This is a genomic window from Listeria sp. PSOL-1 (genome assembly GCF_902806445.1).
In the GTDB taxonomy this organism is placed as follows: domain Bacteria; phylum Bacillota; class Bacilli; order Lactobacillales; family Listeriaceae; genus Listeria.
Window position 1 is genome coordinate 567852 of the sequence record NZ_LR760298.1, and the last position, 23214, is coordinate 591065.

Genomic DNA, 23214 nt, shown 5'->3' on the forward strand with positions numbered 1-23214 from the left:
ATGCGAAAAAGCTATTTCTAGCAACGAAGAAGTAAGTAATAAACAAGATATTTGCTGATTTTTTTAAAAGAGTTTAAACTAAAATAGAGGGTTACAGGAGGAATTTACGATGAATGTTTTATTTACTATGGAAATACCAACTGAATTAAAAGAAAAACAAAAAAAGCAGTTTCCAGAAATAAAGAATTATTATACATCAAAGATCGCGCAATTTCCTAACTTAGCTGAAGTAGATGTGATTGTTACTTTTGGAATTGACTTGACAGAAAAAATCATTGAACAAGCAAAACGATTGAAGTGGATCATGGTATTTTCCGCAGGTGTTGAATTGCTCCCAACTGAAAAAATTAAGGAAAAAGGCATCACAGTAACAAATGCGCGTGGAATTCATGCTGTCCCTATGGCTGAATTTGTTTTTGCCTACTTGCTAAATGAAGTAAAAAATTTGACACAGTTAAAAAATAAAGCAGAAGCGAGAGAATGGGCAGATGATGTACCGATTTTTGAATTAAAAGGAAGTAAGCTTTTCATTGCAGGGACAGGTGCCATCGGAGAAAAAATTGCAGCATTAGGAAAGGCATTCGAAATGAAAACAATAGGCTTTAATACTAGTGGTCACGAGGCTAACAATTTTGATGAAACGTATGCTTTAAAAGACGTAAGAAAACAAGTAAAACAAGCCGATTTCTTTGTTTCAATTTTACCAAATACAACAACAACAGCTTATGTTTACGATAAAGCATTTTTCCAAGAAATGAGCCAACACGCTGTTTTTATCAATATTGGCCGGGGAAAAGCCGTTAGTTTGGACGTAATAAAAGAAGCAGCTGTGAACCAAGAGATTGCGCATTTTTATTTGGATGTGCTAGAAAAAGAGCCGCTCCCAGCTGATGAAATGTTGTGGAATTTAAATAATGTTACAATTACACCACATATTTCTGCGCATTCTAGCCAATATCTTGTGCGTTGCTTTACGATTTGGTTTACGAACTTGAATAATCAAAAAGAAGGAAAAGCTCTTTTAAATAGCATTGATTTAAATAAAGGTTATTAAGATAGTTGACATAATATGAGATTTTCCGGTAATATAGTAGAAGTAAGATTTTATTTTAAGAAAGGAGTGCATGACGGTGTCTAGTGCTCAATTAAAAGAGTCAATAGATGTCCTTAAAAAAACTGGGGTTAGAATAACTCCTCAGCGTCATGCGATACTTGAATTCCTCATTAATTCGGACACGCATCCCACTGCTGATGAGATCTATCGCGCACTTGAAAGCGACTTTCCTAACATGAGCGTGGCAACAGTTTATAATAATTTACGTGTATTTCGTGATGTAGGATTAATAAGAGAATTAACTTATGGTGATGCCTCTAGTCGTTTTGATTTTTCAACTTCTAATCATTATCATGCGATTTGCTCTGATTGTGGTAAGATAGTAGATTTTCATTATCCAGGATTAGATGAAGTAGAACATTTTGCAGCACATGTAACTGGCTTTAAAATTAATAAACATCGCTTGGAAGTATATGGTATATGTCCAGACTGTGAAGTGAAAAATAAATAGTTTAACGTTAAAACCGCTTGTTAAATGTCAAGCGGTTTTTTTATGCATAGTGTATTCATTTTAGAAGAGAAAAAATAAGATGAAATGCTGGAATTATCGCTAAATTCTTTTTCCTTTTTTTATGCATAATTTTGTTGACTTCTTTTCAAAAACTTGGTATATTAATTTCTGGCGCTGTTAGTTCAATTATTTTTTTAAAATGAAACAATAAAATTGTTGACAGTGAAGTGCTTAAATGATATGATTTAAAAGTCGCAAAAACAACCTATTAGTAGGTTATCCAACACTGGAAAAAGCGATAATATTGCCCTTTGAAAACTGAACAAAAAAGAAGAAAAAGCGATGAAACGAAATGTTTCACCCAAAATTCCTAGGATAGGAAACGAAAAGTCGTTTCCATCAAAAACGTTAGTAAAAATTTGCTAACACCGTTTAACGAGTAAGGAAGCTTATTCATACTTATGAATAAGTATTCAACATCATTTTAATGAGAGTTTGATCCTGGCTCAGGACGAACGCTGGCGGCGTGCCTAATACATGCAAGTCGAACGAACAACACGCATGAGCTTGCTCATATGTGTTCGTGAGTGGCGGACGGGTGAGTAACACGTGGGCAACCTGCCTATCAGCGGGGGATAACACTTGGAAACAGGTGCTAATACCGCATAGATCTTCGGTTCGCATGAACCGATGAAGAAAGACGCTTCGGTGTCACTGATAGATGGGCCCGCGGTACATTAGCTAGTTGGTGGGGTCAAGGCCTACCAAGGCGACGATGTATAGCCGACCTGAGAGGGTGATCGGCCACACTGGGACTGAGACACGGCCCAGACTCCTACGGGAGGCAGCAGTAGGGAATCTTCCGCAATGGACGAAAGTCTGACGGAGCAACGCCGCGTGTGTGAAGAAGGTTTTCGGATCGTAAAGCACTGTTGTTAGAGAAGAAACAGGATAAGAGTTACTGCTTATCCCTTGACGGTATCTAACCAGAAAGCCACGGCTAACTACGTGCCAGCAGCCGCGGTAATACGTAGGTGGCAAGCGTTGTCCGGAATTATTGGGCGTAAAGCGCGCGCAGGCGGTTTCTTAAGTTGGGTGTGAAAGCCCTCGGCTCAACCGAGGAGGGTCACTCAAAACTGGGAGACTGGAGTGCAGAAGAGGAGAGTGGAATTCCATGTGTAGCGGTGAAATGCGTAGATATATGGAGGAACACCAGTGGCGAAGGCGGCTCTCTGGTCTGTAACTGACGCTGAGGCGCGAAAGCGTGGGGAGCAAACAGGATTAGATACCCTGGTAGTCCACGCCGTAAACGATGAGTGCTAAGTGTTAGGGGGTTTCCGCCCCTTAGTGCTGCAGCAAACGCATTAAGCACTCCGCCTGGGGAGTACGACCGCAAGGTTGAAACTCAAAGGAATTGACGGGGGCCCGCACAAGCGGTGGAGCATGTGGTTTAATTCGAAGCAACGCGAAGAACCTTACCAGGTCTTGACATCCTTTGACCACTCTGGAGACAGAGCTTACCCTTCGGGGACAAAGTGACAGGTGGTGCATGGTTGTCGTCAGCTCGTGTCGTGAGATGTTGGGTTAAGTCCCGCAACGAGCGCAACCCTTGATTTTAGTTGCCAGCATTTAGTTGGGCACTCTAAAGTGACTGCCGGTGCAAGCCGGAGGAAGGTGGGGATGACGTCAAATCATCATGCCCCTTATGACCTGGGCTACACACGTGCTACAATGGATGGTACAAAGGGCAGCGAAGCCGCGAGGTGAAGCCAATCCCATAAAACCATTCTCAGTTCGGATTGCAGGCTGCAACTCGCCTGCATGAAGCCGGAATCGCTAGTAATCGCGGATCAGCATGCCGCGGTGAATACGTTCCCGGGCCTTGTACACACCGCCCGTCACACCACGAGAGTTTGTAACACCCGAAGTCGGTAGGGTAACCTTTTTGGAGCCCGCCGCCGAAGGTGGGACAGATAATTGGGGTGAAGTCGTAACAAGGTAGCCGTATCGGAAGGTGCGGCTGGATCACCTCCTTTCTAAGGAATAGGAAGCCTAGGATGCTTTCTTCTTCTTTTGTTCAGTTTTGAGAGGGCAACTTCTCAAAAAGATTGTTCTTTGAAAACTAGATAAAAAGTAAAGTGAAAACCACACAAACCAATGGTTTGTGTAAACCAAGACACCGAGTCAAAATAAAGCATGAACCTTCTTTGATCATCGCAGATCAAAGAACATGCCTTTCCTTATTTATAAGGAAAGAAATAAGGTTAAGTTAGAAAGGGCGCACGGTGGATGCCTTGGCACTAGGAGCCGAAGAAGGACGGGACTAACGCCGATATGCTTTGGGGAGCTGTACGTAAGCATTGATCCAGAGATTTCCGAATGGGGGAACCCCCTATCTTTTGTCAGATAGGATTCTTTTGTGAATACATAGCAAAAGAAAGGCAGACCCAGGGAACTGAAACATCTAAGTACCTGGAGGAAGAGAAAGAAAAATCGATTTCCTGAGTAGCGGCGAGCGAAACGGAAAGAGCCCAAACCAAGAAGCTTGCTTCTTGGGGTTGTAGGACACTCAAATACGGAGTAAGAAAAGAAGGAGATAGACGAAGCGGTCTGGAAAGGCCCGCCAGAGACGGTAACAGCCCGGTAGTTGAAATGTGCTTCTCTCTAGAGTGGATCCTGAGTACGGCGGAACACGTGAAATTCCGTCGGAATCTGGGAGGACCATCTCCCAAGGCTAAATACTCCCTAGTGACCGATAGTGAACCAGTACCGTGAGGGAAAGGTGAAAAGCACCCCGGAAGGGGAGTGAAAGAGTACCTGAAACCGTGTGCCTACAAGTAGTTAGAGCCCGTTAATGGGTGATAGCGTGCCTTTTGTAGAATGAACCGGCGAGTTACGATTTGTTGCAAGGTTAAGTGGAAAAAGCGGAGCCGTAGCGAAAGCGAGTCTGAATAGGGCGAAAGAGTAACAGGTCGTAGACCCGAAACCAGGTGATCTACCCATGTCCAGGATGAAGGTAAGGTAATACTTACTGGAGGTCCGAACCCACGCACGTTGAAAAGTGCGGGGATGAGGTGTGGGTAGCGGAGAAATTCCAATCGAACTTGGAGATAGCTGGTTCTCTCCGAAATAGCTTTAGGGCTAGCCTCGAAGTAGAGAGTCATGGAGGTAGAGCACTGTTTGGACTAGGGGCCCCTCTCGGGTTACCGAATTCAGATAAACTCCGAATGCCATTGACTTATCTTCGGGAGTCAGACTGCGAGTGATAAGATCCGTAGTCGAAAGGGAAACAGCCCAGACCACCAGTTAAGGTCCCCAAATATACGTTAAGTGGAAAAGGATGTGGGGTTGCTTAGACAACCAGGATGTTGGCTTAGAAGCAGCCACCATTGAAAGAGTGCGTAATAGCTCACTGGTCGAGTGACCCCGCGCCGAAAATGTACCGGGGCTAAACGTATTACCGAAACTGTGGATGAACATCGTAAGATGTTCGTGGTAGGAGAGCGTTCTAAGGGCAGAGAAGCCAGACCGAAAGGACTGGTGGAGCGCTTAGAAGTGAGAATGCCGGTATGAGTAGCGAAAGAAGGGTGAGAATCCCTTCCACCGAATATCTAAGGTTTCCTGAGGAAGGCTCGTCCGCTCAGGGTTAGTCGGGACCTAAGCCGAGGCCGATAGGCGTAGGCGATGGACAACAGGTGGAGATTCCTGTACCCGCGCTATTTGTTTGACCGAAGGGGTGACACAGAAGGATAAGGAAGCGCACAGATGGAAAGGTGCGTCCAAGCAGTGAGTGTAAGAAGTAGGCAAATCCGCTTCTTACGAAGCATGAGCTGTGATGGGGAAGGAAATTAAAGTACGGAAGTTCCTGATTTCACGCTGTCAAGAAAAGCCTCTAGGAAGAGTAGAGCGGCCCGTACCGCAAACCGACACAGGTAGATGAGGAGAGAATCCTAAGGTGAGCGAGAGAACTCTCGTTAAGGAACTCGGCAAAATGACCCCGTAACTTCGGGAGAAGGGGTGCTCTGATAGGGTGAAAGCCCGAGAGAGCCGCAGTGAATAGGCCCAGGCGACTGTTTAGCAAAAACACAGGTCTCTGCAAAACCGTAAGGTGACGTATAGGGGCTGACGCCTGCCCGGTGCTGGAAGGTTAAGAGGAGCGCTTAGCGTAAGCGAAGGTGCGAATTGAAGCCCCAGTAAACGGCGGCCGTAACTATAACGGTCCTAAGGTAGCGAAATTCCTTGTCGGGTAAGTTCCGACCCGCACGAAAGGCGCAACGATCTGGGCACTGTCTCAACGAGAGACTCGGTGAAATTATAGTACCTGTGAAGATGCAGGTTACCCGCGACAGGACGGAAAGACCCCGTGGAGCTTTACTGCAACCTGATATGGAATGTTTGTACAGCTTGTACAGGATAGGTAGGAGCCAAAGAGCCGCGCGCGCCAGCGTGCGAGGAGGCAATGGTGGGATACTACCCCTGCTGTATGACCATTCTAACCCGCCACACTTAGCGTGTGGGGAGACAGTGTCAGGTGGGCAGTTTGACTGGGGCGGTCGCCTCCTAAAGAGTAACGGAGGCGCCCAAAGGTTCCCTCAGAATGGATGGAAATCATTCGCAGAGTGTAAAGGCACAAGGGAGCTTGACTGCGAGACTGACAAGTCGAGCAGGGACGAAAGTCGGGCTTAGTGATCCGGTGGTACCGCATGGAAGGGCCATCGCTCAACGGATAAAAGCTACCCCGGGGATAACAGGCTTATCTCCCCCAAGAGTCCACATCGACGGGGAGGTTTGGCACCTCGATGTCGGCTCGTCGCATCCTGGGGCTGTAGTCGGTCCCAAGGGTTGGGCTGTTCGCCCATTAAAGCGGCACGCGAGCTGGGTTCAGAACGTCGTGAGACAGTTCGGTCCCTATCCGTCGCGGGCGCAGGAAATTTGAGAGGAGCTGTCCTTAGTACGAGAGGACCGGGATGGACGCACCGCTGGTGTACCAGTTGTTCCGCCAGGAGCATCGCTGGGTAGCTATGTGCGGACGGGATAAACGCTGAAAGCATCTAAGCGTGAAGCCCCCCTCGAGATGAGATTTCCCATTTCGAAAGAAAGTAAGATCCCTGAAAGAAGATCAGGTAGATAGGTTTGGAGTGGAAGTATGGCGACATATGGAGCGGACAAATACTAATCGATCGAGGACTTATCCTTAAAAAAGACTCTTGGAGTCAGGTTTAATCACCCTTTTTATCTAGTTTTGAAAGAATCATCTTTCAATGAATAAGTCTGGTAGCAATGGCGAGAAGGTCACACCCGTTCCCATCCCGAACACGGTAGTTAAGCTTCTCTGCGCCGATGGTAGTGGGGGGCTTCCCCCTGTGAGAGTAGGTCGCTGCCGGGCTGTTATGGAGGTTTAGCTCAGCTGGGAGAGCATCTGCCTTACAAGCAGAGGGTCAGCGGTTCGATCCCGTTAACCTCCATTTTATGCCGGCTTAGCTCAGTTGGTAGAGCAACTGATTTGTAATCAGTAGGTCGCGAGTTCGACTCTTGCAGCCGGCACCATTTTTTATTAATTTTATTTTGTTGTTACATAATGTAACGAGCCGTTAGCTCAGTTGGTAGAGCATCTGACTTTTAATCAGAGGGTCGCAGGTTCGAACCCTGCACGGCTCACTTTTTGCGGGTGTGGCGGAATTGGCAGACGCACCAGATTTAGGATCTGGCGCCGCGAGGCGTGGGGGTTCAAGTCCCTTCACCCGCACTTGTTTTTGCGGAAGTAGTTCAGTGGTAGAACATCACCTTGCCAAGGTGGGGGTCGCGGGTTCGAACCCCGTCTTCCGCTCCAAATATGTTAAGTTAAGCCGGGGTGGCGGAACTGGCAGACGCACAGGACTTAAAATCCTGCGGATAGTGATATCCGTACCGGTTCGATTCCGGTCCTCGGCATTGCAAATTAAATATGCGCCCGTAGCTCAATTGGATAGAGTACTTGACTACGAATCAAGCGGTTAGAGGTTCGACTCCTCTCGGGCGCGTTTGTGGTATAGTTACGGGAAGTAGCTCAGCTTGGTAGAGCACTTGGTTTGGGACCAAGGGGTCGCAGGTTCGAATCCTGTCTTCCCGACCATTGAACTACCTTTCATTTTTCTTTATGGGGCCTTAGCTCAGCTGGGAGAGCGCCTGCTTTGCACGCAGGAGGTCAGCGGTTCGATCCCGCTAGGCTCCACTTATAATGTGGATTTTGTATTATAAAAGTTTGTTGATTTGGCGGCGTAGCTCAGCTGGCTAGAGCGTTCGGTTCATACCCGAGAGGTCGTGGGTTCGATTCCCTCCGCCGCTATCTATTCTTGGACCTTTAGCTCAGTTGGTTAGAGCAGACGGCTCATAACCGTCCGGTCGCAGGTTCGAGTCCTGCAAGGTCCACTTCTTCTTGTCACTTATTTAATAATATCGTGGAGGAATACCCAAGTCTGGCTGAAGGGATCGGTCTTGAAAACCGACAGGCGGGTAAAACCGCGCGGGGGTTCGAATCCCTCTTCCTCCGTTTTGTATTAGTGATTAAAGCAGTGGAAACCTATATTATTTATTATCGCGGGGTGGAGCAGTCTGGTAGCTCGTCGGGCTCATAACCCGAAGGTCGCAGGTTCAAATCCTGTCCCCGCAATTTGGTTCCGTGGTGTAGGGGTTAACATGCCTGCCTGTCACGCAGGAGATCGCGGGTTCAAATCCCGTCGGAACCGTCTTTAAGGCTTGGTAGCTCAGTTGGTAGAGCACTTGATTGAAGCTCAAGGTGTCGGCAGTTCGATTCTGTCCCAAGCCACTTTTCTTTGCTCTATGAGACGACATGATGAAGCGATTAATGTGCCTGTTTGTAGGGCAGGATTGGTTCTCATTTTTATTTCATGCGGGTGTAGTTTAGTGGTAAAACTACAGCCTTCCAAGCTGTTGTCGTGGGTTCGATTCCCATCACCCGCTTTTTTGCATACTAAGGGCCTATAGCTCAGCTGGTTAGAGCGCACGCCTGATAAGCGTGAGGTCGATGGTTCGAGTCCATTTAGGCCCACTTTTATTCCACAGTAGCTCAGTTGGTAGAGCAATCGGCTGTTAACCGATCGGTCGCAGGTTCGAGTCCTGCCTGTGGAGTTTTTATAAGACTCGGAGAAGTACTCAAGTGGCTGAAGAGGCGCCCCTGCTAAGGGTGTAGGTCGTTTACGCGGCGCGAGGGTTCAAATCCCTCCTTCTCCGCCAGCCGGCCCGTTGGTCAAGCGGTTAAGACACCGCCCTTTCACGGCGGTAACACGGGTTCGAATCCCGTACGGGTCATTTTAATTAAAGAACAATGCCTACCTGGTAGGCATTGTTCTTTTTTAACAAAGAAGGGGGGAGAATTGTGGAAAATAGGAGTAAATTTTGGATATTAACAATTATTGTTTCTGTTTCCGGTTTATCTCAAGGACTTTTATTGCCTTTAATTTCGATTATATTTGAAGAACAAGGAATTAGTTCTAGTATCAATGGTTTTCATGCTACTGGGATTTATATTGGCGTTTTAGTGATTTCGCCTTTTATTGAAGCTCCTCTCCATAAATTTGGATATAAGCCAATTATTCTAGTGGGAAGCCTGTTAGTGGCGATTGCTTTATTTGCCTTTCCACTTTGGTTTAATTTAATCTTTTGGTTTGTTTTAAGACTTGTTATTGGAATTGGAGATCATATGTTGCACTTTTCTTCACAAACTTGGGTTGCTGCTATGACTGATCCAAGAAGTAGAGGGAAAAATATGGCTATCTATGGTTTGTTTTTTTCACTTGGATTTGCAGTAGGGCCTCAGCTTGTTAATTTATCTTATATCAATTTAGCTTTTCCTTTTTATTTTTCAGGTATATTAGTTATTATTTCTTGGAGTTTAATATGGCTTTTGCGTAATGAATTCATTGCACAAAATGAAAAAATTCGTAAAATCTCTTTTTTAGGTAGTTTAAAACGTTTCTTTGTAGTGGGAAAAATTGCTTGGATTGCTATGATCCCCCCATTTTTATATGGTGTTTTAGAGACGGCATTGAATGCTACTTTTCCAATTGTTGCGCTTAGAAGTGGTTTTACGACCTATATGATTACGATAATTATTTCTGCTTTTTCAGTAGGGACGATCTTATTTCAAGTACCAATTGGTGTTTTTAGTGACCAAGTTGGACGAGGAAAAATTTTGCCGATCTTGACTTTTTTAGGTGGAATTCTCTTTTTTTGCGCGATCTTTGTTAAAATGTTTGTGCTGTTCATTGTTCTCTTTTTTGTTCTTGGTATTTTACTTGGCTCGCTTTATTCATTAGGCCTTTCTTATATGACTGATCTGACACCACTTGAACTTTTACCTGCTGGGAACATTTTAGTTGGGATGTGCTTTAGCTTAGGGAGTATTCTTGGACCTTCTTTAACTGGTAGTGTGATTGCTTGGTTTTTTGATCAAGTGTTTTATGGCGTTGTTAGTTTGCTGCTCCTTCTCGGTAGCTTCTTACTTTTTGCTTGGCGAAATCGTGTGAAAAAAGTAAATGGTTGACAGCTGTTGTCGGAGATGATATCATAATTTCAATACAAAATATGAAAACTCTTATTATGAGTGGTAGAGGGACTGGCCCGATGAAACCCAGCAACCTTTCAGTTAATGAAAAGGTGCTAAATCCTGCAGAGCATTGCGCTTTGAGAGATAAGAGAGAAGCGATTTTCCGTGTTTTAATAGCGTATATCGAGCCTCTCTATATCTTAGGGAGGCTTTTTTGTGGCTAATAAAAGTAAAAGAAGGGGTTGGAAACATGGTAAAAGCAATTAGTTCGAATCTTGGGTACCCACGTTTAGGTGAAAAAAGGGAGTGGAAAAAAGCGTTAGAATCTTACTGGAATCAAAGAATTTCTACAGAAGAGCTTGAAGCTGAGTTGAAGAAAATTCGCTTATCAAATTTAAAAAAACAACGAGCAGCGAATATTGATTTGATCCCAGTTAATGACTTTTCGTTATATGACCACGTGCTTGATATGAGCGTTTCACTTGGTGTGATTCCTAAGCGTTTTGGAAACTTTGAGGAAAAAATTCCATTAAATACGTACTTTGAGATCGCTCGTGGACGGGAAAATGCTGTTGCTTCAGAAATGACAAAATGGTTTAATACAAATTATCATTATATTGTTCCTGAACTTGATGATGTTTCTCCTAAATTATTAGAAAATAAAGCTTTAACTTATTACTTAGAAGCAAAAGAAGAATTAGGTATTGAAACAAAGCCTGTTATTTTAGGTCCTATTACTTATTTAAAATTAGGGAAAGGTTATGAAGAGGCTGAATTTGAGACGTTATTAGCAAAATTTTTGCCAGTGTATGCTAAATTAATAGCTGAGCTTGATGCAGCTGGTGTTAAATGGCTACAAATTGACGAACCTTATTTAGCAACGACTTTTCCAAAAGAAGAGCTTACTTATATTGTGGAAAGTTTTCATAAACTTAGAGAAGCTGCACCTCATACTAAATTGATTTTACAATCTTATTTTGAAAGTTTAGATGATTATGAAGTTATTGTTCAGCTTCCGGTTGATGCAATTGGTCTTGATTTTATTCATGACCACGGTGAAACTCTACAGCAGCTTGAAAAATTTGGCTTTCCTGAGAATAAGTGGTTGGCAGCTGGGATAATTGATGGGCGTAATGTTTGGCGGACAAATTTAGAAGAAAAAATAGGATTAATAAAAAAAATTACGACAATCGTACCGCATGATCGGCTCATTTTACAGCCTTCGAGTTCGTTATTGCATGTTCCTGTAACCAAACAAAGCGAAACTGAATTGCCTGAGGTTCTCATTCGTGGTTTGAGTTTCGCTGATGAGAAGTTGGCAGAAGTTGTTACATTGACTAAAGCGATCAATGAGGAAGTTGTTGCTAGAGAATTTTCAGCTGCGAAAGAAGGTTTAAATAACTTAAATCAATCTAATTATCGGAATAATATTCAAGTTCAAAAAGAAGTGGCTAATCTAAAATATTTAAATGTTGAGCGAGAGTCTCCATTTCAAGAAAGAATCAAATTACAGCACGATTCGCTTAAATTACCGCTTTTACCAACAACAACAATCGGGAGTTTTCCACAATCACAAGAAGTGCGTGCAAAAAGAGCCGCTTGGTTAAAAGGTAACATCGATCAAGCCACGTATGAAGATTATATTAATGAGGAAATTGCTCGCTGGATAAAAATTCAAGAGGATCTCGATATTGATGTACTTGTTCATGGTGAATTTGAACGAACGGATATGGTTGAGTATTTCGGACAGCGATTAACTGGTTTTCAGGCTACGAAATTTGGTTGGGTACAGTCATACGGGTCGCGCGCTGTGAGACCACCGCTAATTTATGGGGATGTCGCATGGAGTACACCGATTACAGTAAAAGAAACAGCTTATGCCAACTGGCTAACGGAAAAGCCTGTGAAAGGGATGCTTACAGCTCCGATCACAATTATTAATTGGAGTTTTGTTCGGGATGACATTGCTGAAAGTGTTGTGGCTAATCAAATTGCTTTAGCGCTTCGTAAAGAGGTGAAAGCACTTGAAGATAATGGTATACATGTGATTCAAGTTGATGAGCCAGCGTTGCGGGAAGGATTGCCGCTTAAACAAAAAAGGTGGCAAAAATATTTAAATGATGCTGTTTATTCATTTAAACTTGCGACAACGGTTGTTAAAAATGATACGCAGATTCATACGCATATGTGTTATTCCGAATTTGACGATATTATTGAAGCGATTAGTGCTCTTGATGCAGATGTTATTTCAATTGAAACTTCACGTAGTCATGGTGAAATCATTTCAACATTTGAAAAAGTGATCTATGATAAAGAAATTGGGCTTGGTGTCTATGATATTCACAGTCCGCGTGTCCCCGAAACAGCCGAAATAAAAGAAAACATCAAGCGAGCACTTCGCGTAATTGATGTCAAGCAATTTTGGATAAATCCAGACTGTGGATTAAAAACGCGACGCGAAGAAGAAACGATTAAAGCACTTCAGCACATGGTGCAGGCAACGAAAGAGATTCGCAAAAGCTATCAGCCAGTTGAAAACTAAGGAGGGAGTAGCACAATGGAAAATTTAAAAAAGCAAACCATTTTGGCGCAAATTGGGAATAAAAAATGTTCACAAACAGGAGCTGTTAATATGCCTCTTTATTTTTCAACGGCTTATAGACATCATGATATTGGTGTTTCAACTGGATACGATTATATTCGTACGGGAAACCCAACACGTGATGTTTTAGAAGAAGCGCTTGCTTTACTTGAAGGTGGACGATATGCTTTTGCAACGAGTTCAGGGATGAGCGCTATTCAGCTCGTTTTTGAACGGTTTCAAACGGGAGATCACATCATCAGTGTGCAGGACTTATATGGAGGATCTTTTCGTTATTTTAGGCAACTTGAAGAGCGCACGAAGATTCAATTCAGTTATTGGCAGGGAAATCATGTCGCTGATCTTAAATATTTACTTAAGCCAAATACGAAAGCTATTTTTCTAGAGACGCCAACGAACCCTTTAATGATGGAAATTCAAATTAATGAAGTTGTTGAATTTGCTAAAAAACATCATTTGCTTGTTATTGTGGATAATACTTTTTATACACCAATTTTGCAGCAACCGCTAGATATGGGTGCGGATATTGTGGTTCATAGTGCAACAAAATATCTTGGGGGGCATAATGATCTTTTAGCTGGTGTGGTTGTTGTGAAAGATAGTGAGTTAGGTGATTTTTTCCAAGAAGCTTTAAATCGTATTGGTTGTGTTTTAGCCCCCTTTGATTCGTGGCTGCTTATTCGTGGCTTAAAAACACTTTCCTTAAGAATGAAACAACATCAAGAAAACGCGATAGCAATAGCTGATTTTTTATTTGGGCATCCTCTTGTTGAAGAAGTTCGCTATCCAGGTCGCGGTGGTATGATTAGTTTTTTTGTGAAAGATGAGGAAATAATTTCTCCGTTATTAAAATCATTGAAATTATTTACATTTGCTGAAAGTCTAGGCGGTGTCGAAAGTCTTATTACTTATCCAACGACGCAAACACATGCTGATATTCCACCTGATTTGCGGAGATCTTATGGTTTAACTGATAATTTATTGCGGATTTCAGTAGGCGTTGAAGATAAAAGTGACTTATTATTCGATTTGGAACAAGCGTTTGAGGCTGTTGGTCAAAATGCTAAAATTCATTAAGAGGAAGGAGGGATGTAAATGAATTTACGAAAAGATTTACAAAAGAAAGTACTAATTGCAGATGGCGCAATCGGGACGTTACTTTATTCTTATGGGATGGATCGATCTTTTGAAGAATTGAATATGACCCATCCTGCATCAATAACAGCTATCCATAAAGCCTATATTGACGCAGGTGCGGATGTGATCCAGACAAATACTTATGGTGCTAATTATTTAAAATTAGCCCGGTATGGTTTGCAAGATGAAATAAAAAAAATTAATCAAGCAGCAGTCCGGATTGCAAAAGAAGCAGCAGAAGGAACGGGGACTTATATTTTTGGGACAATGGGAGGGATAAATGGAGCAACGGATCATCATTTAGAAGCTGCACCCCTTGAAGAAATTAAGCGAAGTTTTCGTGAGCAATTATACTGTTTTTTACTAGAAGGTGTTGATGCTCTTTTGCTTGAAACTTATTATGACTTAACAGAATTAAAAGCTGTTTTGAAAATTTTACGTGAAACGACGGACCTTCCAGTTGTGGCCAATGTTTCAATCCATGAGCCGGACTTTTTACAAAATGGTCAGTTACTTGCTGATGCTTTAGCTGAACTTGCTCAAGCTGGTGCGGATGTTGTTGGTGTTAATTGTCGCTTGGGTCCTTATCATATGGCGAAAGCACTTGAAACCGTTCCTTTATTTGAGCAAACATTTTTGGCTGCTTATCCTAATGCTAGTCTACCAGAAGTTCAAGATGGAAAAATTATTTATCAAGCCGATCAAGCCTATTTTGAGCAATATGGTGAGATTTTTCGTAAGCAAGGAGCACGGATTATCGGTGGCTGTTGTGGAACGACGCCTGATCATATTCGTGCTTTACGAAAAGGCCTAACCACCTTTGAACCAGTGAAGGAAAAAAATGTACGCCAGGTTGTCTTAGAGCAACCAAAAGACTCAATGGAGAAAGAGGAGCGCTTGTTAGCAAAAGTAAAAAGGGATTATACAATCCTTGTTGAGCTTGATCCACCACGTACCTTTGCCACAGATCAATTTTTTGCTGGGGCCAAAAAGCTTCATCAAAAAGGGGTCGATGCGTTAACGATTTCTGATAATTCGCTTGCAACTCCAAGGATAAGTAATATGGCATTAGCAGGCATTTTGAAGCAGCAATATGGGATCACTCCGCTGATTCATTTAACGACGAGGGATCATAATTTAGTCGGGCTTCATTCACATATAATGGGTTTTCATAAGCTTGGATTACGAGATGTGCTAGCGATAACGGGAGATCCTACAAATATTGGCGATTTTCCTGGGGCAACTTCTGTTTTTGACGTGAGGTCGGTGGAGCTTATTAAGTTAATTAAGCGGTTTAATGAGGGGATTTCTTATACAGGGGGAAATCTTAAGGAAAAGACACATTTTCACGTGGCAGCAGCCTTTAATCCAAATGTTCCCAATTTAGAAAAAGCAGTCCGGCAAATTAAACGAAAAGTTGCTTACGGGGCGGACTATATTATTACACAGCCCTTTTATCATCCTGAAAAAGTAAAGGAATTAAAAGAAGCACTCCAAAAAGAAGCGATTGATGTGCCGTGCTTCCTTGGTGTTATGCCACTTTTGTCAAGTCGAAATGCTGAGTTTCTTCATAATGAAGTACCGGGTATTCGTTTAACGGATGAAGTTCGTGAAAGAATGAATCAAGCAGAAATGGCTGGTTTTGGAATTGAAGAAGGAATGAAGTTAGCTAAAGAGATGATTGATGCCATTTGTGCAGAATTTAAAGGGGTGTATATTATTACGCCATTTTTACGTTATGACTTATCTATTGAATTAACGGAATATGTTCAAAGTAAAAAAGAGGATTCCTTGAAGGTAAACTCATCGCTTTCCTGATGTAGAACGAAAAGCGATGAAGAAGTTTATTATAGGAATAAGCTTTTGCTGAGCAAGCTTAGTAGATAGGCAATAGCTAGTGTTAGACCAAAGATTGTGATAGCTCTTGAAGTGGATTTCATTGCTGGAATCATCGTGATAGGTTCCGTTTTACCAAAGAAGCGGCGAACGGAACGAGTAGCATCAGGCAGGCTGAGTAAAATGAAAAGCGTCCACCAAGGTGCGTCAGCAAAGAAAATAAGCGAAAGTTCAAAAATATAACAGAAAAGATAAGCAAGTGCAAATAAGCTAATCGCACCTTTTCGTCCAAGTAAGATGGCAAGCGTTAAGCGGCCATTTTTTTTGTCGGGAACTAAATCGCGAATGCTATTGGCAAGAAGTAAATTGCCAACAAGAACCATAATAGGAATTGTGATATAAACAATTTCTGAATTAATAAATTCGGCTTGAATGTAAAAAGAGATGAATGTAATCACACCGCCCATAAAAAAGCCAGCCATTATTTCTCCAAAAGGCGTATAAGCGATTGGATAGGGCCCTCCCGTATAAAGAAAGCCAACAATCATGCTAATTACACCAAGTAAACCTACATACCAGTTTGTTTCAGCTGATAGATAGATGCCAAGTACAATCGCTAATATGTATAATAAAATAGCTAAAAATAAAATAAAATTTGGCTTTATACCATTGCGGACGATTGCCCCGCCATTACCTACTGAATGCTCGTCATCTTGCCCCTTTTTAAAATCAAAATATTCATTAAACAGGTTCGCAGAGGTTTGAATAAAAAAGCAAGCAATTAACATGATGATAAAACGGATAAAGTTAAAGTTCATATAACTCATTGCAACAGAAGTACCTAAAAAAACGGGTACAAATGAAGCAACTAGTGTATGCGGCCTAAGTAAAGTCCACCATTTTTTAAAGCCGGTTTGTGGCTGTAAGTTTTTTTTTACGGCGGTTGTCATTTGCTTCGCTCCTTTTTAAATAGATTGCTCTTTCTTTAATTTTAAGGAAATGTTTGGCTTTCGTCAATGAATAAACGATAATGATAAAAAAAGGCGGAAAACAAGCAGTAAATTATATATTTTGATATAATAGATCTTGTTAATTAAAGGAGAGCTGATTTAAATGGGTATAACTTTACCACGATCATTATTTGAACAAGCAAAGCGGAGTGCGACAAAAAATCATCCAGCTTTACTAAGTTGGGTTCATGAAATGAAAGAAGAACACTCACCTCTTGCGTTATACCAAAAAGCGAAAGAGGCTTTTTATGGTGAGCGCTTTTTTTGGCAAAATCCAAATAAAACTTTGATTTTAGCAGGATTTGGTGTCACAGAGCAGTATTTAGCTGATGCTAGGGAAGACGCTTATCTTGGGCTTAAAGATAGATTACATACACTTAAGTTAAAAACAATTACAAATGCAACGACGAAACAAACCGGGCCACTTTATTTTGGGGGTTTTGCTTTTGATCCTGAACGTGAAAGAGATAGGGAATGGCAAAGTTTTAAAAATGGTTTATTTTATCTACCGCTTTTCATGGTAACAAAAAATCAGGAAAGCTGTTATTTGACAATTAATCTTGTTATTTATCCAGATGATGATTATGGCAAGGTTCAGGCAGTATGTAAGCAGTGGGACAAGATTAGGGAAAATGATGTTAGTGATACTGTTGTCCCCTCATTCATTAATGCACAAGAGCTTGATAGTGAAGCCTTTTTAGATGCGGCGAAAGAAATTATTCATTTGCTAAAAGATTCATATGATTTACAAAAAGTCGTTCTTTCAAGAAGAATGGGGCTACATTTTAATTACCGCTTAGATAGTGGCGCAATTTTAGCTGAAATGCTGAATACGCAAGAAAATAGTTATTTCTTTTTGCTTGAAAAAGGCAATGCTATGTTTTTTGGAGCGTCACCAGAGCAACTGCTTGCAAGCGATGGCAAGGAGCTCTTTTCGTCTTGTGTAGCTGGATCTGCTGCGCGCGGGGAAACGGCTGATGAAGATAAGAAAATGGGTCAACGTCTTTTAGCTGATGCTAAAAATTTACAAGAACATCATTATGTTGTTCAGTTTATTGAAGAAACATTAAAAAAATATTCCTCTACGTTATCGCTTTCAAGTGAAACCACTTTATTAAAAAACCGTGATATTCAACATCTTTATCTAAATGTGCATGCAGTGAAAAAAGAAGAGGCTAATATGTTGGATATTGTGAAAGATTTACATCCAACACCAGCGCTTGGCGGTCTTCCCAAACAAACCGCACTTGCGATTATTCGGATGAAAGAAGCAAGTGATCGTGGCTTTTATGGTGCACCAATTGGTTTTGTTGATTCAGATTTTGAAGGGGAATTTGCTGTTGCTATCCGTTCTGGACTCATCTCTGAGTCTGTAGGAGTCTTATATGCTGGTTGTGGGATTGTAAAAGATTCGATTCCAGAGAATGAACTCGTTGAAACACGGATTAAATTTCAGCCAATGTTACGTGTGTTAGGAGGCACAAAATCATGACCAATCATGCACAAATTATGACAGACTATCTTAGTGCATTTATTGAAGAACTTATTCAAGCTGGTGTAAAAGAAGCGGTCATTAGCCCTGGTTCACGTTCGACGCCACTCGCTCTTTTGATGGCAGAACATCCAGCTTTAAAAATTTATGTTGATATTGATGAACGTTCTGCGGGTTTTTTTGCGTTGGGGATTTCGAAAGCTTCAAAGCGTCCTGTTGTTTTGCTCTCAACTAGTGGGACAGCGACAACAAATTATTTTCCAGCCATTGCTGAGGCGAATTTAGCACAAATTCCACTGATTGTTTTGACAGCTGATCGCCCGCATGAGTTACGGAATGTCGGTGCCCCACAAGCTATTGATCAGAATCATCTGTTTGGTACGCACGTGAAAGACTTTACGGATATGGCACTTCCTGAAAATACCATCGAGCTTTTACGCTACGCAAAATGGCATGGAAGCAGAGCCGTAGATATCGCGATGAAAACACCGCGAGGACCTGTTCATTTTAATTTCCCATTACGTGAGCCGTTAATACCTATTCTTGAGCCTTCGCCGTTTACAGTAGCAGATAAAAAGCGTCATCATGTACATATTTATTATACACATGAAGTTTTAGAAGATGCAGCAATTCAAAAAATGATCAGTGATTGTTCCACTAAAAAAGGAATGATTATTTGCGGTGCTTTAGATAAAAAAAATCTCTCAGAACCGCTAATCATGCTTGCTGAGAAAATGGACTGGCCTTTACTTGCGGATCCATTGTCAGGGCTTAGAACGTGCGGGAGAACTTCTGAGGCTCTAATTGATCAATATGATGCTTTATTAAAAATAACAGACTTACCAGCTGAAATGATGCCAGAAGTCGTCATTCGTTTTGGAGCAATGCCTGTTTCTAAGCCGTTAAAGATCTGGTTAGAAAGCCTTTTAGATACGCGTTTTTATGTCGTAGATCCTGGTGCAAGTTGGCGTGATCCGATCAAAGCTGTGACAGATATGATTCACTGTGATGAACGCTTTTTAATCGAAGCTCTTTTACAAAATTGGAAGAGTGAAGATAACGTGAACTGGGGAGAAAAATGGAAAAGCTGGAATCAATTGGCACAGGCTGAGATCAATAGCTATTTTAGCGAGAAAAATGAAATAGAAGAAGGTACGGTTGTTTATGAATTGCGTGAACAGCTACCCGATGGAGCTTGCTTTTTTATTAGTAATAGCATGGCGATTCGAGATGTGGATACCTACTTTTCACAAACGGATAAAAAGATTCGCATGTTGGCTAATCGCGGGGCGAATGGTATTGATGGAGTAGTTTCGGCAGCGCTTGGTTCAAGTACGATTTTGCAGCCACTTTATCTTTTGATTGGTGATCTTTCTTTTTATCATGATTTAAATGGCTTGTTAATGGCGAAGAAGTATCAGTTGAATGTAACCATTATTGTCATTAACAACAATGGTGGCGGCATTTTCTCTTTTCTACCACAAAACAATATACCTAAACATTTTGAGTCACTATTTGGGACGGCTACGGACCTTGATTTCCGTTATGCAGCTGCACTTTATGACGCTGATTATCATGAAGTAAGCACACATGAGCACTTACTTGAAGCCTTTGACCAAGCTAGTTTTCATAAAGGACTTGATATTATCGAAGTGAAAACAAATCGTCATGAAAACAAAGAACATCACCAAGTGCTTTTTCAGCGAATTGCTGAAAGAGTGAAGGACTTTGGTTAATTATGGAACTCTATTATCAAAAAAAAAGTGGGACAACAAGGAAAACGATCCTATTCCTTCACGGGTTTACTGGAACCCACGCAACTTTTACAAAGATTGGCTCTTTTTTTCCTGAATACCATTTATTGATGCCTGATTTGCCAGGGCATGGTAAAAGTGCTAATCTCCCTTTGGAACAATTTAGAATGAAGCAAACCGTCACTCAGCTGAAAGAGCTATTGGATTTAGAAAAAGTAGCACAAGTCATTATTATTGGTTATTCAATGGGTGGTAGAATTGGAATAGGTTTTGCCTCAGCTTATCCTGAATATGTTGAGAAGCTGATTTTATTAGGAAGCTCACCTGGTTTAAAAACAGAAGAAGAGCGCAAGCTTCGGCAATTAAGTGATGAAAACTTAGCTAGACGTATCACTGAAATCGGTGTGGCAGCTTTTATAAAAGAATGGGAAAAACTCCCTCTTTTTGATACACAAAAAAAACTAACAGCCTTTCAAAGAGACGAAATTAAGCAGGAACGTTTAAAGCAGAATGCAAACGGACTTGCACAGAGCTTACAACAAATCGGTACGGGAAAACAGCCTTCTTATTGGGAAAAATTAGGCAAATTCACTTTTCCTGTGTTATTATTAACAGGCGAATTGGATCATAAATTCACTAATATTGCTATAACTATGTTGCCATTGTTAGCAAAAGGCGAGCATTGGATGATTGCTGGAGCGGGTCATGCTGTTCATCTCGAGAAACCAGAATTAGTCACAAAATACATTCATAATTGGCTAAATCGTTTAAATAAGGAGGAAAACAATATGACAATTTCGTGGGAAACTGCAAAAAAATATCAAGAAATAAAGTATGAAACATTTGATGGAATGGCTAAAATAACAATTAACCGACCAGAAGTACATAACGCATTTACACCAAAAACGGTAATGGAAATGATTGATGCGTTTAGTTTAGCTCGTGATGATGAAAAAATAGGCGTTATCATTTTAACTGGTGAAGGAGAAAAGGCATTTTGTTCTGGCGGCGATCAAAAAGTTCGCGGACATGGTGGTTACGTAGGCGATGATCAAATTCCACGATTAAATGTATTGGATTTACAGCGCTTAATTCGTGTAATTCCTAAACCTGTTATTGCTATGGTAGCTGGCTGGTCCATTGGTGGAGGGAATGTTTTACAGCTTGTTTGTGATATTACAATTGCTGCAAGTAATGCGAAATTTGGACAAACAGGCCCAAATGTTGGTAGCTTTGATGCTGGCTATGGTTCAGGTTATTTAGCACGTGTCATTGGTCACAAGAAAGCTAAAGAAGTATGGTTTATGTGCCGTCAGTATTCAGCAGAAGAAGCGCTTGATATGGGCTGGATTAATGCAGTTGTTCCTATTTCAGAACTGGAAAGCGAGACCGTTGCTTGGGCTAAAGAAATGCTTAAAAAAAGCCCGACAGCGCTTCGTTTTATTAAAGCTGCTTTTAACGCAGATACAGACGGTTTAGCTGGTATCCAGCAACTTGCCGGTGATGCAACACTACTTTATTACACAACAGACGAAGCAAAAGAAGGACGCGATGCTTTTAAAGAAAAACGGGATCCTGATTTTGATCAATTCCCTAAATTTCCATGATATGGGAGGAACGATTTCGATGAAGTTTACGAATTGGCTAAAAAAGCGCGCGCAGCTTTCCGGAGAGGAAACTGCGCTTGTTTTTGAAGAAAAAGAAGAAACCTTTGCTGAAGTTTATCAAGAAGTTCTCCTCAGGGCGCAAAAATTGTTAACTTTCGGTGTTATTCCAGGAATGATCGTTGCTCTACTTGGAAAAAACAATCGTGAAATGTTTTTAATGATTCACGCTTTGGAACAACTAGGTGCAGTAACTGTTTTCATTAATAATCATTTGCAGCAAGAAGAGATTAACTATCAACTGCTAGATAGTAAAAGTGAGATTTTCCTTTATGATAAAATTTTTTCTGATAAAATAGCCGAAATTAGCAATTTAAAAGCTAGTTTTGTAGAGATTAATAAAAAAAAGCCTCAAGTTGATTTTGAGCCAGACAATTTTCAAGAAGAGCATGTTGCTTCAATTATGTATACTTCTGGGACAACTGGGAAGCCAAAAGGAGTGATGCAAACTTATCGCAATCACTTTTATAGTGCGATTGGTTCAGTACTTCAATTTGGTTTAATTCCAAAACACGATGCTTGGCTTTGTGCTGTGCCCCTTTTTCATATTAGTGGTTTGTCCATTTTAATGCGTAGTGTTATTTACGGGATTCCAATGTATTTGGAGGAAAAGTTTGATGCTCATGTAGTCGATCATTTGCTTAAAAGTGGACGAATTAGCCATGTTTCCCTTGTTTTAACCATGCTTAAGCGTTTGCTTGAAGTTAATAGAGCAAGTTACCATCCCAATTTACGAGTGATGCTACTTGGAGGTAGTGCAATCCCAACTTCACTTGTGAAACAATGTTTAACGCAAAACTTTCCGGTTGTCCAGTCTTTTGGCATGACGGAAACAGCCTCCCAGATCATCACCCTAAAAAAAGAAGATGCTTTACGAAAAATTGGTTCTTCTGGACAAGTTGTTTTTCCTGCTGAACTACGCATTATGCAAGATGGATTAGAGGCTTGTGCGAATGAGTTAGGTGAAATTGAACTAAAAGGACCAAATATTACGATAGGTTATCTTTTTAATGAACAAGCAACGGAATCAGCTTTCCATGGCGAATGGTTTAAGACAGGGGATATCGGTTATCTGGATAATGAGGGTTTTCTTTATGTCACTGAGCGACGGTGTGACTTAATCATTTCTGGCGGGGAAAATATTTACCCAACTGAAATTGAGCATGTGATTAGTCAATATACTGGGATTGTAGAAGTGGCTGTAGTGGGGAAACCAGATATTGAATGGGGAGAAGTCCCTGTTGCGTATCTTGTTTGCAAGGAGAAAATAGATTTAACGGCTTTGAATGAATTTGTACGTAGTAGGCTAGCCCATTACAAGATTCCTAAGGTATTTTATTTTCGAGAGAGTTTGCCTAAAACCGCTTCTTTGAAAGTGAAGCGTCATCAATTGAAAAAAGAAGCTGGCAAAGTAGACACTGCAAAAGATAACGAGTGATGCTGCGTTTTGAATAGGTTTATTTGTTCGTTTTTGTAAATATATTATATCATTATAGCGATATAACACAATTGAAAAACGATAGCGATATTGTGTGAATGAAAAATAAATCTATATATATTTCGAAAAAAAGGTGACTCATTTTTGAGTTAAAATAGAAATGAGTCATCG

11 protein-coding genes, 20 tRNA genes, 3 rRNA genes, 1 pseudogene and 1 riboswitch are annotated in these 23214 nt (G+C 41.3%); of the genes and pseudogenes, 34 read left to right on the forward strand and 1 reads right to left on the reverse strand.

Annotated elements, in window-relative coordinates:
* The first annotated feature begins 109 nt into the window (after positions 1-109).
* The 29 genes from G6Q10_RS02785 (at position 110) to G6Q10_RS02925 (ending at position 15667) form a co-directional block, all read left to right on the forward strand.
* Positions 110-1054, forward strand: coding sequence for an NAD(P)-dependent oxidoreductase (locus tag G6Q10_RS02785; protein ID WP_163652586.1), 945 nt, complete (start codon positions 110-112; stop codon positions 1052-1054).
* Between the two features lie 70 nt (positions 1055-1124).
* The gene (gene perR, locus G6Q10_RS02790; RefSeq protein WP_163652588.1) at positions 1125-1565 is read left to right on the forward strand and encodes a peroxide-responsive transcriptional repressor PerR; all 441 of its coding nucleotides are present in this window, start codon (positions 1125-1127) and stop codon (positions 1563-1565) included.
* A gap of 483 nt (positions 1566-2048) precedes the next feature.
* Positions 2049-3601 (forward strand): 16S ribosomal RNA (locus G6Q10_RS02795).
* 226 nt (positions 3602-3827) lie between these two features.
* A 23S ribosomal RNA gene (locus G6Q10_RS02800) occupies positions 3828-6761 on the forward strand.
* 74 nt (positions 6762-6835) lie between these two features.
* Positions 6836-6951 (forward strand): 5S ribosomal RNA (gene rrf / locus G6Q10_RS02805).
* Together the 16S, 23S and 5S rRNA genes with 20 tRNA genes alongside form the textbook arrangement of a ribosomal RNA operon.
* Positions 6952-6957: 6 nt before the next feature.
* Positions 6958-7030 (forward strand) — tRNA-Val (locus G6Q10_RS02810).
* Between the two features lie 6 nt (positions 7031-7036).
* Positions 7037-7112: transfer RNA gene (locus G6Q10_RS02815), tRNA-Thr, on the forward strand.
* Positions 7113-7150: 38 nt separating this feature from the next.
* Positions 7151-7223 (forward strand) — tRNA-Lys (locus G6Q10_RS02820).
* Positions 7224-7229: 6 nt separating this feature from the next.
* Positions 7230-7311: transfer RNA gene (locus G6Q10_RS02825), tRNA-Leu, on the forward strand.
* A gap of 9 nt (positions 7312-7320) precedes the next feature.
* A tRNA-Gly gene (locus tag G6Q10_RS02830) sits at positions 7321-7395 on the forward strand.
* 15 nt (positions 7396-7410) lie between these two features.
* A tRNA-Leu gene (locus tag G6Q10_RS02835) sits at positions 7411-7496 on the forward strand.
* A gap of 15 nt (positions 7497-7511) precedes the next feature.
* Positions 7512-7585, forward strand: a tRNA-Arg gene (locus G6Q10_RS02840).
* Positions 7586-7600: 15 nt separating this feature from the next.
* A tRNA-Pro gene (locus tag G6Q10_RS02845) sits at positions 7601-7677 on the forward strand.
* A gap of 26 nt (positions 7678-7703) precedes the next feature.
* Positions 7704-7776: transfer RNA gene (locus tag G6Q10_RS02850), tRNA-Ala, on the forward strand.
* A 40-nt stretch (positions 7777-7816) separates the two neighbouring features.
* A tRNA-Met gene (locus tag G6Q10_RS02855) sits at positions 7817-7890 on the forward strand.
* A gap of 9 nt (positions 7891-7899) precedes the next feature.
* Positions 7900-7973: transfer RNA gene (locus G6Q10_RS02860), tRNA-Ile, on the forward strand.
* Positions 7974-8004: 31 nt separating this feature from the next.
* Positions 8005-8094 (forward strand) — tRNA-Ser (locus G6Q10_RS02865).
* 46 nt (positions 8095-8140) lie between these two features.
* Positions 8141-8214, forward strand: a tRNA-Met gene (locus tag G6Q10_RS02870).
* Between the two features lie 3 nt (positions 8215-8217).
* A tRNA-Asp gene (locus G6Q10_RS02875) sits at positions 8218-8290 on the forward strand.
* 7 nt (positions 8291-8297) lie between these two features.
* A tRNA-Phe gene (locus G6Q10_RS02880) sits at positions 8298-8370 on the forward strand.
* An 84-nt stretch (positions 8371-8454) separates the two neighbouring features.
* Positions 8455-8525 (forward strand) — tRNA-Gly (locus tag G6Q10_RS02885).
* 14 nt (positions 8526-8539) lie between these two features.
* Positions 8540-8613 (forward strand) — tRNA-Ile (locus tag G6Q10_RS02890).
* A gap of 7 nt (positions 8614-8620) precedes the next feature.
* Positions 8621-8693: transfer RNA gene (locus G6Q10_RS02895), tRNA-Asn, on the forward strand.
* 14 nt (positions 8694-8707) lie between these two features.
* Positions 8708-8798, forward strand: a tRNA-Ser gene (locus G6Q10_RS02900).
* Between the two features lie 3 nt (positions 8799-8801).
* A tRNA-Glu gene (locus G6Q10_RS02905) sits at positions 8802-8873 on the forward strand.
* 67 nt (positions 8874-8940) lie between these two features.
* Positions 8941-10107 (forward strand): MFS transporter, encoded by a 1167-nt coding sequence (locus G6Q10_RS02910; RefSeq protein ID WP_163652590.1) that lies wholly within the window; start codon positions 8941-8943, stop codon positions 10105-10107.
* A 48-nt stretch (positions 10108-10155) separates the two neighbouring features.
* Positions 10156-10261: riboswitch (SAM riboswitch) on the forward strand.
* A 99-nt stretch (positions 10262-10360) separates the two neighbouring features.
* Positions 10361-12652, forward strand: coding sequence for a 5-methyltetrahydropteroyltriglutamate--homocysteine S-methyltransferase (gene metE, locus G6Q10_RS02915; RefSeq protein ID WP_163655680.1), 2292 nt, complete (start codon positions 10361-10363; stop codon positions 12650-12652).
* 15 nt (positions 12653-12667) lie between these two features.
* On the forward strand, positions 12668-13789 hold the full coding sequence (locus tag G6Q10_RS02920; protein ID WP_163652593.1) for an aminotransferase class I/II-fold pyridoxal phosphate-dependent enzyme: 1122 nt from the start codon (positions 12668-12670) through the stop codon (positions 13787-13789).
* Between the two features lie 18 nt (positions 13790-13807).
* Entirely contained in the window at positions 13808-15667 is a 1860-nt protein-coding gene (locus tag G6Q10_RS02925; protein WP_163652594.1) for a bifunctional homocysteine S-methyltransferase/methylenetetrahydrofolate reductase, read from the forward strand.
* 29 nt (positions 15668-15696) lie between these two features.
* Here the strand turns inward: G6Q10_RS02925 and G6Q10_RS02930 are convergent, their stop codons facing one another.
* On the reverse strand, positions 15697-16635 hold the full coding sequence (locus tag G6Q10_RS02930; RefSeq protein WP_163652596.1) for a 1,4-dihydroxy-2-naphthoate polyprenyltransferase: 939 nt from the start codon (positions 16633-16635) through the stop codon (positions 15697-15699).
* 163 nt (positions 16636-16798) lie between these two features.
* On the opposite strand from G6Q10_RS02930, the gene G6Q10_RS02935 reads away from it, so the two are divergent.
* The 5 genes and pseudogenes from G6Q10_RS02935 (at position 16799) to G6Q10_RS02950 (ending at position 23043) form a co-directional block, all read left to right on the forward strand.
* Positions 16799-18187: an isochorismate synthase gene (locus tag G6Q10_RS02935; RefSeq protein WP_163652598.1), complete on the forward strand. Its 1389-nt coding sequence runs from the start codon at positions 16799-16801 to the stop codon at positions 18185-18187.
* Positions 18184-19923, forward strand: coding sequence for a 2-succinyl-5-enolpyruvyl-6-hydroxy-3-cyclohexene-1-carboxylic-acid synthase (gene menD / locus G6Q10_RS02940; RefSeq protein ID WP_163652601.1), 1740 nt, complete (start codon positions 18184-18186; stop codon positions 19921-19923). Before G6Q10_RS02935 ends, menD begins: the two co-directional genes overlap by 4 nt.
* A gap of 2 nt (positions 19924-19925) precedes the next feature.
* Positions 19926-20693, forward strand: a pseudogene (gene menH, locus G6Q10_RS10070) (2-succinyl-6-hydroxy-2,4-cyclohexadiene-1-carboxylate synthase); the annotation flags it as partial.
* Positions 20694-20729: 36 nt separating this feature from the next.
* Positions 20730-21548 (forward strand): 1,4-dihydroxy-2-naphthoyl-CoA synthase, encoded by an 819-nt coding sequence (menB, locus tag G6Q10_RS10075; protein ID WP_232057823.1) that lies wholly within the window; start codon positions 20730-20732, stop codon positions 21546-21548.
* 19 nt (positions 21549-21567) lie between these two features.
* Positions 21568-23043 (forward strand): o-succinylbenzoate--CoA ligase, encoded by a 1476-nt coding sequence (locus G6Q10_RS02950; RefSeq protein ID WP_163652641.1) that lies wholly within the window; start codon positions 21568-21570, stop codon positions 23041-23043.
* Positions 23044-23214 lie beyond the last annotated feature (171 nt).